At 43.1% G+C, this 16,341-nt stretch carries 14 protein-coding genes and 1 pseudogene; all 15 read left to right on the top strand.

What is annotated here, in order from left to right; translation table 11 throughout:
- Positions 1–274 precede the first annotated feature (274 nt).
- Positions 275–370, top strand: a pseudogene (locus J2Z65_RS35085) (integrase); the annotation flags it as partial.
- Positions 371–475: 105 nt separating this feature from the next.
- Positions 476–1,021, top strand: coding sequence for a tyrosine-type recombinase/integrase (locus tag J2Z65_RS35090; protein WP_240159658.1), 546 nt, complete (start codon positions 476–478; stop codon positions 1,019–1,021).
- 201 nt (positions 1,022–1,222) lie between these two features.
- Positions 1,223–1,726 (top strand): hypothetical protein, encoded by a 504-nt coding sequence (locus J2Z65_RS00010; protein ID WP_167056861.1) that lies wholly within the window; start codon positions 1,223–1,225, stop codon positions 1,724–1,726.
- A 255-nt stretch (positions 1,727–1,981) separates the two neighbouring features.
- Positions 1,982–2,650 (top strand): DUF4309 domain-containing protein, encoded by a 669-nt coding sequence (locus J2Z65_RS00015; protein ID WP_167056858.1) that lies wholly within the window; start codon positions 1,982–1,984, stop codon positions 2,648–2,650.
- 303 nt (positions 2,651–2,953) lie between these two features.
- On the top strand, positions 2,954–3,487 hold the full coding sequence (locus J2Z65_RS00020; RefSeq protein WP_193580874.1) for an RNA polymerase subunit sigma: 534 nt from the start codon (positions 2,954–2,956) through the stop codon (positions 3,485–3,487).
- 294 nt (positions 3,488–3,781) lie between these two features.
- Positions 3,782–4,366: a DUF2269 domain-containing protein gene (locus J2Z65_RS00025; RefSeq protein ID WP_209855590.1), complete on the top strand. Its 585-nt coding sequence runs from the start codon at positions 3,782–3,784 to the stop codon at positions 4,364–4,366.
- A 260-nt stretch (positions 4,367–4,626) separates the two neighbouring features.
- Complete coding sequence (locus J2Z65_RS00030) at positions 4,627–4,875, top strand: DUF7677 family protein (protein WP_205300946.1); 249 nt, start codon at positions 4,627–4,629, stop codon at positions 4,873–4,875.
- 797 nt (positions 4,876–5,672) lie between these two features.
- Positions 5,673–7,976, top strand: coding sequence for an AraC family transcriptional regulator (locus J2Z65_RS00035; RefSeq protein ID WP_209855594.1), 2,304 nt, complete (start codon positions 5,673–5,675; stop codon positions 7,974–7,976).
- A 263-nt stretch (positions 7,977–8,239) separates the two neighbouring features.
- A complete protein-coding gene (locus J2Z65_RS00040) occupies positions 8,240–9,205 on the top strand; it encodes an ABC transporter permease (protein WP_240159643.1) in 966 nt (321 codons plus the stop codon).
- Positions 9,206–9,218: 13 nt separating this feature from the next.
- Positions 9,219–10,112: a carbohydrate ABC transporter permease gene (locus J2Z65_RS00045; RefSeq protein ID WP_167056852.1), complete on the top strand. Its 894-nt coding sequence runs from the start codon at positions 9,219–9,221 to the stop codon at positions 10,110–10,112.
- 47 nt (positions 10,113–10,159) lie between these two features.
- Entirely contained in the window at positions 10,160–11,836 is a 1,677-nt protein-coding gene (locus J2Z65_RS00050) for an ABC transporter substrate-binding protein (protein WP_209855598.1), read from the top strand.
- 21 nt (positions 11,837–11,857) lie between these two features.
- On the top strand, positions 11,858–13,195 hold the full coding sequence (locus J2Z65_RS00055) for a sulfatase family protein (protein WP_167056849.1): 1,338 nt from the start codon (positions 11,858–11,860) through the stop codon (positions 13,193–13,195).
- 20 nt (positions 13,196–13,215) lie between these two features.
- Positions 13,216–13,734, top strand: coding sequence for a sulfatase-like hydrolase/transferase (locus tag J2Z65_RS35610; RefSeq protein WP_167056846.1), 519 nt, complete (start codon positions 13,216–13,218; stop codon positions 13,732–13,734).
- Positions 13,682–14,632 carry a sulfatase family protein gene (locus J2Z65_RS35615; protein WP_167056843.1) on the top strand — a complete coding sequence of 317 codons (951 nt, stop codon included), beginning with the start codon at positions 13,682–13,684 and terminating at the stop codon, positions 14,630–14,632. The genes J2Z65_RS35610 and J2Z65_RS35615 overlap by 53 nt, the downstream gene beginning before the upstream one ends.
- A 51-nt stretch (positions 14,633–14,683) precedes the next feature.
- Complete coding sequence (locus J2Z65_RS00070) at positions 14,684–16,051, top strand: sulfatase family protein (protein ID WP_167056840.1); 1,368 nt, start codon at positions 14,684–14,686, stop codon at positions 16,049–16,051.
- The last annotated feature ends 290 nt before the right edge of the window (positions 16,052–16,341 follow it).

Below are 16,341 nucleotides of genomic sequence, written 5' to 3' on the forward strand. Positions count from 1 at the left end.
AATTAAAGGGCTTTTGACCCGTAGCGTACTTCCATCGTACTGAGGCGCTCGTTTTTTTACAAAGCTGAAATTTATCCAACTACAGGAATCTAACGGTGAACGCTAGTTCAATACAACAGATTAAAACCTCTCATTAGAAGAAAACCTAGATCTAATAGGACTAATGGGAGGTTTTATTATGAATATAAGTCAATTGTAGAAGCTGTATGAAGCCGATAAGCGCATCCAGGGATTCAGTATAAACACACTAAAAGCCTACGCCCTGCAGCTAAAAATGCTGGTTAATGAACTTGGCGATATCCATATTTCAGATGTTACCCTACAGCTGTTAAAGGAATACTTAGCGAAACAATCTGATCGACTGAAGCCAAGTAGTTTAGGGCATCGAATCCGCTTTGTTAGATCTTTTTTTCGCTTTGCATATGAAGAAACCTACCTAGCATCAAACCCTTCTCTAAAATTAAGAGAACCTAAGATGGAGAAACGTATTCCGAAGTATTTAATCGAGGAAGATGTGATCCATTTGAAGATCTCTTGTCTATCCATGAGGGAACGAGCTCTTCTAGAGTTCCTGTATACTACCGGTTGCCGAGTTGGAGAAGTACAAAAGATAAACGTTGAAGATTTGAACTGGGAGAATTGCTCTGCAATCGTTAATGGTAAGGGATCTAAGCAGAGAGAAGTTTATTTCACTACCGAATGCAAGGTCTGGTTGAAAAAGTATCTGGCAAGTCGAAAGGATTCCTGTAAAGCTTTGTTTGTAACCGACACTCATCCTACTCGCCGAATGGCCATTCCCACGATCAGGTGGTCATTAAAACGGCTTGCAGATCGGGGAGAAGTCGCAGCCAACGTGTACCCTCATCGGTTTCGCCATACTTATGCGTGTCAGTTGCTGGACAACGGTGCACCTTTGGATTTCATTCAAGGCATGCTAGGGCATGAGAAGGCATCGACCACTCAAATATATGCCCAGCTACGCGGCGAGCGCCGAAGAGAACTTTATCGACGATTCTTTTAGACTTTCTCTGCCCTTCAATAATGATGATTTGGATCAATAATAGCGCCATTACTAAACTAAAGGGCAGATTTGCGGAAATGATTGTCAAATCGGGCCGACTTAAGCATTTATCAAATCATTTTTATTTTATTTCCCTCACAAAAATTTCCTGACTTTCGAAGTTATCTATTGATCAAATATCATTCATAATTGAGGTGCTAAATGGAAAAAGAAGACTGGCTTGAATCATTGGATAAAGACAACAGGGAAAAAGCAGATAATTTAATAATCGCTTTCGAAAAATTAGGGCACCCCAATCCTTTATATGGCACATTCATGGAGATGACTGACAAAAATTCAGCTGAGTTGGCACGATTTAGATTCCTATATGGCCTAAAAAGGAGTTTGAACTCAGATTTTGATGATCCCGAGAAATATGTTAATGATTTAATTAAACATGGATACCCAGATACTAAAGAAGTTATAAAAAAGATGGTTGATGCAGATATAAGCGTCAATGAGATTATTTCAGTTGTTAAGTCATTTTTTTGGGATGGGATGTATTGGACAGTACAGCAGATCGGAGATCCTGATTTTGATAATTTAGACAGAGATAAAAATATAAGATTTCCTAAATGGTCACTTCAAGAAGTTGATGAAAAAGGTAAATTAACAGGTCGAGGAGTTTACAACCTAAATGATGATATGAGCTGGGTTAAAAAATAAACATTTGTATTAAAGTCACTTCCTGATGGAGTGAAAAAGTGAAACACAGGTTAAGAATAATCATCGATTCGTTCATTGTGCTAACGAGGAGCGATAGTACAATGACAGACAGGGAGCAGCTTGCCGCAGCAGCTCCCTGTATTCATTTAACGGGCAGATTAGTGAAATAGCTTGTGTGATAGTTAATAAAATGGAAACTTTTTACTTGTCCCCTTCGTCTGATTGCTTAGAACTAAACAAAGGGAGTGATGAGTTTTGAAAAAGTTTGTTTTAGGTCTAATTTGCGGAATTGGTTTAACCGCGACAACTGCTGTCTATGCCGTAGACACAATCCAAGCGTACTTATTTCCTGCCAAATTCGAATTTAATGGTGTCACCAAAGAAATGAACAATAAGGAATATGTAGTGTTGAATCATAACGGTCATGCATATGTTCCGATTCGTTTCGTAGCTGAAAATATGGGGGCATTGGTCAAATATGAAGATACTACCAAAACAATTTCCATTGAACAAACTAATTTAAGTAAAAAATTACCGTTGGATAAAGATTTTTTTTCGTATGCGTCAGAAGGCAAAATCAAAGGAATTGAGTTTGGAATCGGGTCAAATAAAAATGATATTATTCAAAAATGGGGAGAGCCCCAAAAAACAGGAAGTTGGCAAACGCAATATTTTTCATGGTTTGATTATTATTATTTCTTTGGTAATCCCGATGAAAGTGTCAGCGCAATTCGAGTAGGTGGAGATACAGTCAAATATACAGTTGATGAATTAAAAAAAGTAATCGGTGAGCCAAAAGATGAAGGATTAAACGACGTTGAAAGCGGATGGTATCTGTATTATGAGGCGGGGGATTACCAAGTATTCTTTAATGCGGATACAAAAAATGGCGTAATTAAGTATCTGACATTAAAAAAGAGATGAAACGATAACTTAAAATGCATGTTTAATGCTACCTGCTGCAGTAACGGACACGATAAGTTGAGGGGTTTCCTTCGCGGCAGCTCCTCTTTACTTTTTGGTAAGGCTAACGGGCAGATTAACGTAATTTGCAACTTAAACCTTGTACATTTCGTCTCCTTATAAGAAGAAAGTGATGAGTATAATCTCAGTGATACCGTCTGTTAAAAAAAGACAATTGCGAATATATATAAGAACGCAAAAATGTGGTTTTCAAAACAGCTATCAGGTGCGTAGATTACGGAAATGAAAAGGAGCTTTTAATTAATGGAAATGAAGTTGAAAATTATTTTAACATTGGCGGTAATACTTGTCGCACTTACTGGTTGCTTAAACAAGGAAAGCAAGATTGCTGACCCAACACCACTTCCGACTACAGCTCCAATCTCAACATCTGATTTTAAGTTATCATCCAAAGAACAAGAGGTGTATAACAACTTTCAAAAAGATTTAAATGAACAGCATTTAAAAGGATTAGAACCAATTAGTATAGCTAAGATATACGTTCAAGCCTCACTGGATAATAAAAGAGATGTCATTTATGCTCTGTACACGGATAGAAAAGGGCATGTTCTATGGACAAAAGAAGAGTTTGAAAAATTTCCAGTTTCAGACAGAGGGACAAAAGAAGAGATTCTTAAACCATATAAAAATATTGAAACAGGCAAGTTCATACAAACAAGCGATTTTGAAGGATTTATTGAGTATCAATCAAGAAAAGACGCAGAAGCTAAGTCGGGTTTCCAAATGATTAAAGACGAAGATGGTATTTGGAACGTTGCATTTCAACCTATTCAATAACTAAATCGTTCAACTAACGGCGAACGTTAGCTGAATAAATGTAACAAAAATGAAATCTTATTTTGATATGGTTTTAATGAAGCAAGCCTATAATAAAACTGACCCCCTTTAAAATATAAATTATTATGACGCACAGCCCGTTACTGTGGGTCACTTTTTTGTTCATTGAAGTAACAGGATAATGTCAATGAAATTATTTTTAACACTGACACATTGTTGTCAGTAATCGACCTGTAAGATAAAACTTGCAAACCGTTGCAAGTAAAAATTTATGGGGAGAGGGGTCAGATTTTCATGATTGCTTTTTTGTGGACATTATTAATGGTTATACTAATTGCGGGATCAGTAATCTTGGTTGGCAAATTGAGGGCTACCAGATTAGATGCAAAACGGAAAAAATGGTGGGTAATCTTCCATGTTCTCTTTGTGATTATGTATTTTACAGGGGTGTTAGGTAATTTCGTCTTAACACTATTTACATTCTATTTAAAAGATCGCGAACTTATTTATGCTGCTCATTATTTCATCAAATATTTTGACTATTACTTAATTGTTCCAGGGGCTTTAGGGAGTTTGGCAACTGGTATTTGGCTAGCTGTCGGAGCGTGGGGGATCACCACACATTACTGGATTATCGCGAAGTGGGTCGGCAATTTGATGACGATTTTCTTTGGTAGTATTTTTATTGGTACGTGGATTGAAAAGGCAATAAATGCGCTTTCTCTAAAAGAGCTTGAACCCATATACAATCCCGAATACCTTCATAGTCAAAAAATGATACTGACTGGAAGCGTATTAGTGTTAGCAATATTAGTCTTTTTAACCGCGATCTCATATCTAAAACCGTGGGGGAAGAGAAAGGTAAGTCAACGACGATAATACTGCTTACGAGGGTTTGAAGATTGATATGTAGCTTTTGAATATTGCTCACTAGACAGAGCACGAGAACTCAATTAAATTAAAATTTCTCATTATTATGGAGCATGATCGGAAGAGAGATTAAGCTAAAGGATACGATAGCGTAATAAGCAGGGAGCAACTCGCCACGAGGCAACTGCTCCCTGGTTTCGTTAAAGTAACGGGCAGGTTACTTCCAATATGTGTTAAAATGCGACAACATCATTTAAGGATTCATTTTTTTGATTGAAGGATCTAAAATGCAAAAGTTAAGCCATTCTTTCAGTGGAGCGTTACGAACATTTTCCTTTTGGATAGCAAACGGTACTGTGGGATTGCCATTACTTGAAGGTATTGATTATTCTTGTATATTTGAGGAGCCAAGCGCATTAGAGAGAGCATATGCGATTTTTGCAAATGTGATAGAGATGGACGACAAAGGAAAGGTTCTAAATGCTAAATATGCAGAAAGGAGAGCTGCATCGACTTAAATTATTTCTATTTCCCCTTTCATTGTGATAAATAAAGATAAGAGATATATTTTAGATGAAATGGGTAGTGTAGATATAATGGAATAAATAAAGAAGCCCGAGGATGCTCTCACTCGGGCTTTCTTTCAGTAACCCTCAGGCACTCTCAGAACCGGACGTGAACCTCTCGACTCATCCGGCTCCCATAATCCAGCCGCAGGAAGTATTCCCATTTCCTTCTGCCAAGTGGATGAGCGCTCGTTCATATGGCTATTATGATTACGTCTGGGGAAGCGATCAAAGTATGGCTCCATAGCGTAGGGTTTATTTTCACATAAATTCACTAGGTAAGTAGCCTGAGGAAATCACTGTTCACCATTATTCAACAGCTCTCTGTTGGTCAACAGCCTTTGGTGTGGGTACATGTAACGCTTCAGCATTCCATCGCTGCGTGCAATCCTTATTTATGCTGTGTGTATAGGCATTATTTTGTATTTCTTTGGTATCCTGCTAGCCATTGTTGTCCTACGACGCTCTAATATCCAGGGAATTGCACAGTCGAGAAATTCATAATCTTACCCAAGCAAATGGCTCTTGTTCAGAAAAACTGGAAAAGGGTCTATTCAGGCTAAGCATATTTGGCTGCCATGGAATGAGGCTGTTTGTGTTGACAATTACGTTAAATGGATGTTAAATTTAATAAAACCAAGTAAAAAAGTAGGAATAAAATATAAATGTTGACCGGATCACCGGAGACGTAACTCATGATAACTCATGTTTGGCGTCTCTTTTTTTTGCCGAAATATAGGGGGAGTTAGATGAACCGTATTATTTTGCGTTTTTTAATCCCATATTTGGTCGTATTGGCGATTCCTATTATTTTGGGTGGGGTTATATTTGCCCAATCAATACGTATGTCCGTGCAGGAAGTCACTTCTGCTAACTTGAAATTATTGGATCAGAGTATGCGTATTATCGAAGGCAGATTGTCGGAAATGAAAATGATCAGCCATCAAATCGTTTCAAATTCCAAAATCGTTCATTTTCAACAAATGTACGACCCGTTTTACGGGTCTAATGTAAACCGAATTTTGGAAACGCGTAGTGAACTAAGGTCCTACCCGTTAAACAGTGACTTTTTATTTACGTACTTTGTGTTGTACAAAAATAGCGATCTCATATTGTCTGGGGAATCTACTTATACTTCAAAAGCATTTTACGAGGATGTTATGTCTTTCCACAATATCCCGTACCAGAAATGGTATGATCAGATGCTTGGAAAGTATCACCAATCCGTCTTCTTTCCCGCTCAGGAAGCGACATATCTAGGGAAATCGTATTCGTTTGTGACATTTGCTCAAAGCTTGGGGTACCCTGGTTTCTCGCAAGGGGTCGTCATTGGTGTTATCGATAATAGGAAAATTGAGGAATTTTTAAAGGAATTCGATTTTTCGCAAGGAGGATGGGCCTATATTGCGGATGACAAAGGCAATATTATCAGCTCCTATAATTCTGGGTCCCCAAAAGGGGTGAAGATGCAGAACATTTCCCTTCAGGGTTTGAGAGGAATATCGGAGGAAAGGATCGATTCTAAACGGATGATGGTTACACATACGACTTCCAGGACTAACGGTTGGTCCTATGTTGTTGCGCAGCCTTCGGATATTGTACTTGGCAAGGTAAATTATATTCGAAAGTGGACCGGATACGTTACGGCGGTTATCCTGTTGTTGGGTATATTGTTTGCCTATTTGTTGGCTTATAAAAGCAGTCGACCGATTAAGGCATTGATTGGGACGATTCAAAGGCTTGATTTTGAGATACGCCCAAAAGATGTGTTTAAACTGATTCAGGCGGCTTTTATCCAACTAGCCCGCAAAAATGATGAATTAAAGGATGCTGTCAACACGCAGCTCCCTATACTAAGATCCGTCTATTTAAGCCGGTTGTTCCAAGGCGAGCTTCGCCATGAGAGTGAAATGGATATGCTTTTTTCGGAAAAGAATCTTGTTATAACGGGAAATATATTCACTGTCGGTTTGATTCAGATAGAAGAGCAGAGCGATGCTTCTCCAAGCTTGGCTCCACCCAAAGCGAACTTTAGTAGAGCGAAGGTTCAGAAAACATTGGAAGACCTTATTGCAAGTAACGGCTTTGTGCATGCAATATCTGAAAAGCGGATTGCCGTGCTTTTTGTTTTACCTGAGGCATCCCCCCCTATTATCGCAGAAAGAATCACGGCACTGATTGAGGATATGAAAGCGGAAATGGGCAAGAGCTTGAAATGCAGCTCCTACTGGGGAATTGGCGGCAGCTATACGCGTCTCATTGATGTTACTCGCTCAAATGAAGAAGCAAAGTTTGCATTGCAGCATGCAACCTTTAGCAAGGAGCGGAGGGCAGCCTGGTACGGCGAGCATCCTCAGGATTCCAACATGCACTTTTATCCAGGCGATTGGGAGGTCAGGTTGATCCATGTTACTCAGTCCGGTAGTGCGGATGATGCTAGACGTATTTTGGATCAAATTTATTTGGCGAATTTCGTCGACAGGCAATTGTCTCAAGTAATGCTGAGAGTACTTTACTATGATATGTTGGGGACTGTAGCAAAGTTAAGTGAAACTGATTTACTTGCTGAATCAGGGGTTCGGCAGCAATGGGTTTCGCTGCTTGACTCCGGGCCTCCTGAAAGTTATGACGATTACGAGAAAATGTATGGAGTCCTGCGGGAATTGTTCATTGATTTATGCCTATTTGTTGACCAGCGTAAAAAAAGTCGTAACAACACGCTAAAGCAGGATATCTTGTCTTATGTGGATAAGCATTATAACCAGCCGGATATGTGCTTAAATATGGTTGCTGATGCCTTTGAAATGTCCGAAATGTATGTTTCTCAATTTTTCAAAGAACAATCTGGAAGCAATTTTTCTGATTATTTGGAGGATAAACGGATGGAGGAGACCAGAAAGCTATTAGCTGGTACTGCCTTGTCGATAAATGATATTGCCGCACAGACGGGATATGCTTCATTCAATACATTTTGCCGAGCTTTCAAAAGAATTCACGGATTAAGCGCGACCTCGTACCGTAAAACCGTTAAAGACACGATTGTTCCACATTAGAAGACAAATGCAAATTTAAAAGCGGCAGCTAATGCCGTTTTTTTTGCTCTCATTTTTCTCTAAATGTCGGTTGATTCTAAACTAATGCATATCATTAAGTAAATGAATAATGCGGTTTCTGGGTATATGCATACTCATAAAGCTATTTCCACTATTCGAATGGATGTCTTATTGGTTAATATACAACTAATTCATACAAAACCTATCAGGATAAAAGAAATTTTTCTGATAACAAATCTGATAACAGAAGGAGGGTGTTGCTCTTGAGGACTGAGCCAGGTATATCGGCACAAGCAATTCGTGCGAGGCCGAAGTCGGCATCCCGCCTGCGGAGTCGTTTACTCCGTAACTGGCAGTTATATGTATTGCTTGGATTGCCCATTCTTTATTTAATCTTATTCAAGTACACCCCCATGTACGGCGTTCAGATCGCATTTAAAAATTTTATTGCGACCAAAGGAATTTCAGGTAGTGAGTGGGTGGGAGTCAAACAGTTCGTTCGGTTTTTCAATTCTTATGAGTTTACGCGTTTAATGACGAATACGCTCGTACTGAGTGTATATTCACTGGTAGCCAGCTTCCCGTTTCCAATTATTCTGGCTTTAAGCCTGAACTATGTGAAGGGGAAAAGATTTAAAAGCTTTGCGCAAATGGTAACCTATGCACCGCATTTTATATCCGTAGTCGTTATGGTCGGTTTGATCGTAACCCTGCTCGATTCGAGAACAGGATTGATCGGAAACGGGTTAAGTAAAGTAGTAGGAGAATCCGTCAACATAATGGGAAAACCGGAATGGTTTAAATCAATTTATGTGTGGTCGGGCATTTGGCAAAATGTCGGCTTTTCTTGCATCGTCTATTTAGCGGCTCTATCCGCTATCGATCCTGCTCTCCACGAAGCTGCCGTAGTGGATGGAGCCAGCAAGCTGCGGAGAATATGGCATATTGATCTCCCAGGCATCCTGCCTGTGGCAATCATCATGCTGATCTTGAATACAGGACATGTACTGGACGTAGGTTTTGAGAAAGTGTTGCTGCTGCAAAACCCGCTCAATTTACGCACTTCTGAAGTGATTGATACTTATGTGTATAAGGTCGGTCTTGCCTCTCAGGCGGTAAATTATTCGTATTCCACCGCCATCGGACTTTTCAAATCGGCAATTAATCTAGTTCTTCTTGTAGCTGTCAATCAAATTGCACGAAAAACGAAGCAGGTAAGCTTATGGTAAGGGGGACGACAACATGAATGATACGGTCATTAAAGAATCGAAAGGCGACGTAAGATTTATTTTAGTGAATTATACATTATTAGGTTTGTTTGTCATTACGATTCTTTACCCGTTGATTTATATCATAAGCGCCTCCTTCAGCAGCTACCACGCCTTAATATCAGGCAAAGTGTGGTTGTGGCCGGTTGAACCGAATCTGGAAGGTTATATTGCCGTGTTCAAATATAAACTGATTTGGACTGGATTCCGGAACTCTTTGTTGTATACCATAGCTGGGACTTTGATCAATGTCGTGATGACTTTGCTTGCCGCATACCCGCTCTCCCGAAAAGATTTGGACGGACGGAATGCCTTGATGTTTTTGTTTGTGTTCACGACGATGTTCTCCGGAGGATTGATTCCTACTTATTTGCTGGTTAAAGACATAGGCATATTGAATACGCCGTGGGCGATGCTGCTGCCGGGGGCATTAAATGTATGGAATATGGTAGTCACTCGGACATACTTTCAAACCGCGATACCCGAAGAAATGCTAGAGGCCGCCAAAATTGATGGATGCAGCGACTTCCGGTTTCTTTGGAAGATCGTTTTGCCTCTATCCGGACCGATCATTGCCGTGATTGCGTTATTTTATGCGGTTGGTCACTGGAACCAGTTTTTCAATGCATTGATCTATTTAAAGCAGCAAAGCTTATATCCGCTGCAGATCGTATTGAGAGATATTTTGGTGCAAAACGAGGTAGACGTGTCCATGCTCGATACGGAAGATGCGGCCAAAAGGGAGGGACTGAGGGAACTGCTCAAATACGCATTGATTGTCGTATCCTCGGTTCCTATGCTAGTTGTTTATCCGTTTGTGCAGATGCATTTTGTCAAAGGCGTTATGGTTGGATCCCTTAAGGGATAATTAGATCAGTCTTCAGGTGGAAAATAAAAGATGATAGGGGAACAACAATGAATCAGGTAACTAGAAGAATGAAATTATTGCTGGGCACGACTATTTTAATGGTCGCTCTTGCGGGCTGTACGAGTAACGATAAGCCTGCTGCAGCACCATCGGCCACAGGAAATGAACCGGCACCCATCGTAGAGCCGACGGGCACTTTCCCAATCACTAAGGAAAAAACGACTCTTAAGGTAATGGTAAAGTCAAGTGCCTCCGTGGAGGATTTCACCACCAACGAATTCACGAAATGGTATGAGGATAAAACAAATGTTCATATCGAGTGGGATATTGTGCCTGAAAAATCAGCTCAGGAGAAGCTGAGCTTGATGCTGGCTAGCAAGGACTATCCCGATGTCATTATGGACATGGGCGTGTCTTCAGCCCAGCAAATGATGTACGGCAGCGAAGGCGTTTTTCTTCCGCTGAATAAGCTGATTGATAAGTATGGAGTGGAAACGAAAAAAATGTTCGAGGCAATCCCTCTGGTGAAAGACAGCATTACCGCACCAGACGGCAATATATACGCTCTGCCCCAAGTGGCGGAATGCTCGCACTGCGTGTTGAACCAAAAAATGTGGATCAATCAGACCTGGCTGGATAAGCTTGGGTTAAAAATGCCCGAGACGACGGACGAATTCTACAACGTACTGAAAGCATTCAAGGAGCAGGATCCGAATGGAAACGGCAAAGCAGATGAAATTCCTATGGCCGGCTCCATCGGAGGCTCGAATACAAACGTCGACGGCTTCCTGTTGAATGCTTTCATTATTAATAGCCCCTATAACAACGCGATTTCAATGATGGTCAGTAACGGGAAGGTCGATACAGCCTTTAACAAGCCAGAGTGGAAGGAAGGGCTTGCTTATTTGCATAATCTTTATGCGGAGGGGTTGATCGCTCCTGAATCGTTCACACAGGATACCAGCCAATTGAAAAAGCTTGGCGAAAATCCCGACATAGCCCTTGTAGGTGTGGTTCCTGCCACGTCACTGGGGAATTTCACGAACATTGCTGGCAAAGGCACAAGATGGCTGGAGTATACGGCTGTCCCGCCTTTGAAAGGACCGCAAGGATTGCAACAGACGCCTTATAATCCGTACGATGTGGCAAGAAGCGGAAACTACGTCATTACCAGCGTAAGCAAGCATCCAGATGTCGCATTCCGTTGGGCGGATGCGATGTACAACGAGGAAATTACGATGCGCAAGGGTTACGGTCGACCGGATCAAGAGTGGAGATGGGCCAAACCGGGCGAAATCGGGATCAACGGAAAACCGGCAAAATGGTTTACAACGTTCGACGTTGGCAATTTGCAAAATATATCTTGGGCTACGACAGGCCCCCATTACCGGACAAGCGATTTGCGGGACCTGCGAGCACTTACCCCGCCAAGTAACGAAATCACGCTTTTCAACGAAACCAAGAATAAATACGAGCCTTATAAACAGAATACGGCAACAATAGTACCGCCGCTTTATTTTACAAGTGAGCAGCTTGGCGAATTGAACGATTTGTCGAAAACGATCAACGATTATCTGAAGGAAATGACAGCCCGCTTTATTACCGGTGATGTCAATTTGGATAAGGAATGGAATACCTATTTGCAAAAGCTCAAAGGAATGAACATTGATCGGTACCTGCAAATTTATCAAGACGCTTATAATGCCAAATTGAATAAGAAATAAGAAATAAGCAGGAGGAAACCCATGACAAAGCCGAATATTTTATTTTTATTCCCCGACCAGCATCGAGGCGACTGGCTGCCATTTGGCCAAGAGGTATGGAACGAACCTGGCATTGAATCTTTGCCGATTCAAATGCCAAATCTGCAAAAGCTGATGCAAAGAGGTACGACCTTCACCAAAGCGATCACTCCATCGCCTCTTTGCGCTCCGGCGCGGGCGTGCCTGGCTTCTGGATTACGCTATCATCGGTGCGGCGTAGAGGGAAACCATGACAATTATCCGCTAGAGCAAAGGACATTTTATTCCGTTTTGAAAGAGCAGGGCTATAACGTCGGAGGAGTAGGAAAATTCGACCTTCATAAAGCATCGCATTGGTGGGGGCTAGACGGATGGATCGACGAGCTGGGAACGCTCGGATTTACCCATGGGGTAGATAATGCTGGAAAGATCGATGCTATTGTTTCAGGTCGCGAGGAACCCAAAGATCCTTATATGCAATTTTTGTATGAACGCGGATTGGCGGATATCCATTTGAAGGATATGACAGGAAGGGGGAACAGCACCCTGCAGACAGAACTACCGGACGATGCTTACTGTGACAACTGGCTGTCGCAAAACGGAGTTCGTTTGCTGCGGGAATTTCAGCAAGACCAGCCGTGGTTCATGGTCGTCAATTTTACTGGACCGCACAATCCGTGGGATGTCACTCAGAGCATGAAGGAACGCTGGAAGGATATCCCGTTCCCGCTGCCCGTTGGCAGCGAGCTGGATCCAGCTGAAATAACGGAAATCCGCCAAAACTATGCAGCTATGCTGGAAAATATCGACCGGAATGTCGGTATGCTGTTGGCTGAAGTGGAAGCACGCGGAGAGATCGACCGGACGGTTATCATTTACGCTTCCGATCACGGTGAAATGCTCGGCGATTACAACAAGTTCGGCAAAACACGTCCTGAACGGGCTTCAGTCCATATACCGCTTGTAATCTCCGGACCTGGGATCCTGGAGCATGTGCATTCTGAGGCGCTTGTGGAACTGCAGGATTTAGCGGGCACGATTGTGGAATTAGCTGGGGGCACGATGGAGGAAGCAAAAGATTCGGCTTCCCTGGTTCCGATTTTAATGGGTAAACATGTAGCTCATAGGCCCTATCAAATTTCAGCTTTAAGCAAAATCAAGAATAACGGAAGCACATGGATTTCCATTTCGGATGGGCAATACAAATTGATCGTTTCGGGCGAACAGGATAAAAGACTATACAGTGTGATCTCCGATCCTTGGGAAACTGAAAATATCGCCTCCGTTGAGGAAGAAACGGTTACCCGGCTCGAAAATGCGTTGCGGGACGAAATCCGCTGACAGAAAAGGAGCATGAGACGATGTCAACTAGCAAACCCAATATCTTGTTTTTATTCAGCGATCAGCATAATGCGCGATGCCTGTCTTGTGTAGGACATCCCGATGTCAAGACACCGCATTTGGATAATTTGGCTCGGGAAGGCGTCAGATTCGGGAATGCATACGCCAACAATCCGATTTGCACGCCAAGCCGGGTCAGCTACTTATCCGGGTTGATGCCTTCCACGCATGGTTACTACGGCTTGTACGGCCCGGAACCCGCAGCTCCGATGACCAGCATGTTCGCTTATTTCCGCCAGCATGGATACCGGACTGGTGCTCTAGGCAAGTTGCATACGCCAAGGTACTGGATAGAGCGTGATTGTCAATTTGTATATGACGAATTCCTCGAATACCCGAAATATCTGGAAGGGGCCGGGCTTTACGAGAAGAACGACAACCGTCCGTTTACGGGTAAACGTGACGGAGAGAAGTCGGAGATCCCTTATGAGCATTCCTGTGAGATGGCCGCTTGCAAAACAGACGATCCGATTCGTTAATAACGAAGGGGAGCCCAAAGACCGTGGGAACGATCAGGATCCATGGCTTGCATGGATCAGCTTTTCGCGACCGCACCAGCCTTATACTCCCTCCGAACCCTTTGCAAGCATGTACCCTGCTGAGAGTATTACGCTTCCGCCTGTGAGCGACGGGGAAAAGTCGGCGGTTTTGGAAAAACGCGAAGGGATTTCCGAGTACAAGCTACGGCGGATGGTCAGCGCTTATCTTGGCCTGGTTAGTCAGGTGGATGATGCTGTCGGCAAGATTATCAGCCATCTGGAAAAACAAGGAGTTTTGGAGAATACGATCGTGATATATGCTTCGGATCATGGTGACTATGCCGGGGAGCACGGTTTGTTTGAGAAAAAGGGTGGCATCAGCTACAGAGCGATTACACGGGTTCCCTTGATCGTCCGGCTTCCGCGAGGTTTACCGCAAGCAGATCAAGGATCAGTGTTTGAGGAAATGATTGAATCCGTCGATTTGTTTCCAACACTTTGCGAGCTTGCGGGGATCGAACCTCCGAATACGGTGCAGGGGCGAAGCTTTGCCGGACTTGTAGCAGGAGAAGAGTCATATCGACACGAGCATCAATCGGCCTTAACTGAAAATACTTATAACAAATCACTGGCTACAAATGCCTACCGGTATGTGGCTAATCTCCCTGGTACGCAGGAGGATGAGCTTTATAACCTAGAGGAGGATCCGTGGGAATTAAAAAATCTAATCAACGAACCGGCTTATTCGGAGATCGCGAACCGCATGCTGCGCGAATTGTTGGATAGGGTTGTCAAAGCTAGTAAACCGATCATTTCCACTGGTGGAGGCTGGCACGACCACGCCTACGATCTAGACGGCCGGATCGACTTGACGCGAAGCGGAATAAATCCAAACTAATAAACAACACTGTCCGGTTATTTGCAGATGATACTTGAGGAGGGGAACTTTTTGAAAAAGAAACCGAATATTTTATTTATGATCGCCGATGATCATCGTTTTGACGCTATCCGGTCATTTGGGGATACAACCGTTCAAACGCCCGTGCTCGATGGGCTTGCTGCGCAAGGAGTATCGTTCTCCCGCAATCATATGATGGGCGGACTTTCCGGTGCTGTCTGTGTACCGGCCCGCAGCTGTGTGCATACCGGGGTGAATGTACTCCGTGCGTGCAAAAATCCGGATATGAACGATATGCCCGGTATGATGACGCTGAATCCGGAAGTAGCCCATTTGCCCGAAACTTTCAAACATGCGGGGTATCATACGTATGCCACTGGAAAATGGCACAATGACAAGAAGAGCTTTGCGAATGGCTTCTGCGGTGGCGCCAACATCTTCTTCGGCGGGATGAGCGATCATAACCGCGTTCCGGTGCAAGATTTTGATCCGAACGGAGTTTATCCCAAGGAGGCTGAATATTTTGGTGAATCATTTTCCACCGAGTTATTCAGTAATTCTGCAATCCGTTTTTTGGAAACATATGATCGGGAGGAACCGTTCTTCTTATACCTGGCCTATACCGCACCACATGATCCACGGACGGCGCCGGAAGCTTACGCCGACATGTATCATCCGGCCGATATTCCGCTTCCCGTCAATTACATGGAGCAGCATCCATTCGATAATGGGGAGCTGCATGTACGAGACGAGAAGCTGGAACAATCGCCTCGCACACCGGACGCCATACGACAGCATATCGCCGATTATTACGCTATGATCACCCATTTGGACCACAACATCGGCAAGGTGCTGGAAACCCTGAGCAGCAGCGGATATGCCGAGGATACGATTATCGTATACACGGCGGACCACGGCCTGGCCCTTGGACAGCATGGTTTACTCGGCAAGCAGAATCTGTACGATCACAGCATTCGGATTCCACTTATCATAAGCGGCCCGGGTTTGCCAGCCGGTAAACAAGTGCAGGCGTTGACCTATACGTATGATTTGTTTCCGACCCTATGCAACTTGACGGGGATAGATGTTCCTCTCACGGTGGAAAGCAGGAGTCTCGCGCCCTTAATTTATGGGGAAACAGAAAAACACCGGGAATTTGTTTGTGCCATTTATAAAGATTTGCAGCGAACGGTCAGCAATGGCGAATGGAAGTTGATTCGTTATTACCGTTCGGGGGGAGGCGGAGCAGGGAGCGACAAGATGCAACTGTTCAATTTGACGGAAGATCCGTGGGAACTACGTGATTTATCGGGTCAGTCCGAATACAGCGGAAAAGTCGGCGACCTGAGCCGCGTTCTGAACGAATGGCAGACAAGCATCGGCGATTCGCTTGCCAATGCACTCGACATCAAACCGTAATGGTTAATTGGCGATGGCATCAGCCATTCGATTTGTGAATAACAATTTAGTATTATTGTGTTGTTTACCGGACAGCCGGAGATGCATTTCCTTATTTGATGGGGAAAATGCGTCTCTTTTATTAAAAGACGCCTTTCTAAATGGTAAGATCCACCTGGTCTTTTGGCATCTAAAGTTGAAAAAACAAGGGAGGAAAAGAATCAACAGGGGATTTGAACTGAAGCCTTCTTGCTGCAACGTCAACTCAGAATGGTAAATACCAATTTCGAACAAAACGAACCAAATGAACT

Origin of the sequence: Paenibacillus aceris (assembly GCF_017874035.1) — a bacterium.
Classification (GTDB): domain Bacteria; phylum Bacillota; class Bacilli; order Paenibacillales; family NBRC-103111; genus Paenibacillus_E; species Paenibacillus_E aceris.

What these genes read in the sequence shown, in the direction of transcription:
- J2Z65_RS00020 (WP_193580874.1), top strand. Translation starts at nt 2,954, where the DNA reads ATGGAAATGAAGTTGAAAATTATTTTAACATTGGCGGTAATACTTGTC.
- J2Z65_RS00045 (WP_167056852.1), top strand. Translation starts at nt 9,219, where the DNA reads ATGAATGATACGGTCATTAAAGAATCGAAAGGCGACGTAAGATTTATT.
- J2Z65_RS00050 (WP_209855598.1), top strand. Translation starts at nt 10,160, where the DNA reads ATGAATCAGGTAACTAGAAGAATGAAATTATTGCTGGGCACGACTATT.
- J2Z65_RS00010 (WP_167056861.1), top strand. Translation starts at nt 1,223, where the DNA reads ATGGAAAAAGAAGACTGGCTTGAATCATTGGATAAAGACAACAGGGAA.
- J2Z65_RS00025 (WP_209855590.1), top strand. Translation starts at nt 3,782, where the DNA reads ATGATTGCTTTTTTGTGGACATTATTAATGGTTATACTAATTGCGGGA.
- J2Z65_RS35615 (WP_167056843.1), top strand. Translation starts at nt 13,682, where the DNA reads ATGAGCATTCCTGTGAGATGGCCGCTTGCAAAACAGACGATCCGATTC.
- J2Z65_RS00035 (WP_209855594.1), top strand. Translation starts at nt 5,673, where the DNA reads ATGAACCGTATTATTTTGCGTTTTTTAATCCCATATTTGGTCGTATTG.
- J2Z65_RS35610 (WP_167056846.1), top strand. Translation starts at nt 13,216, where the DNA reads ATGTCAACTAGCAAACCCAATATCTTGTTTTTATTCAGCGATCAGCAT.
- J2Z65_RS35090 (WP_240159658.1), top strand. Translation starts at nt 476, where the DNA reads ATGGAGAAACGTATTCCGAAGTATTTAATCGAGGAAGATGTGATCCAT.
- J2Z65_RS00055 (WP_167056849.1), top strand. Translation starts at nt 11,858, where the DNA reads ATGACAAAGCCGAATATTTTATTTTTATTCCCCGACCAGCATCGAGGC.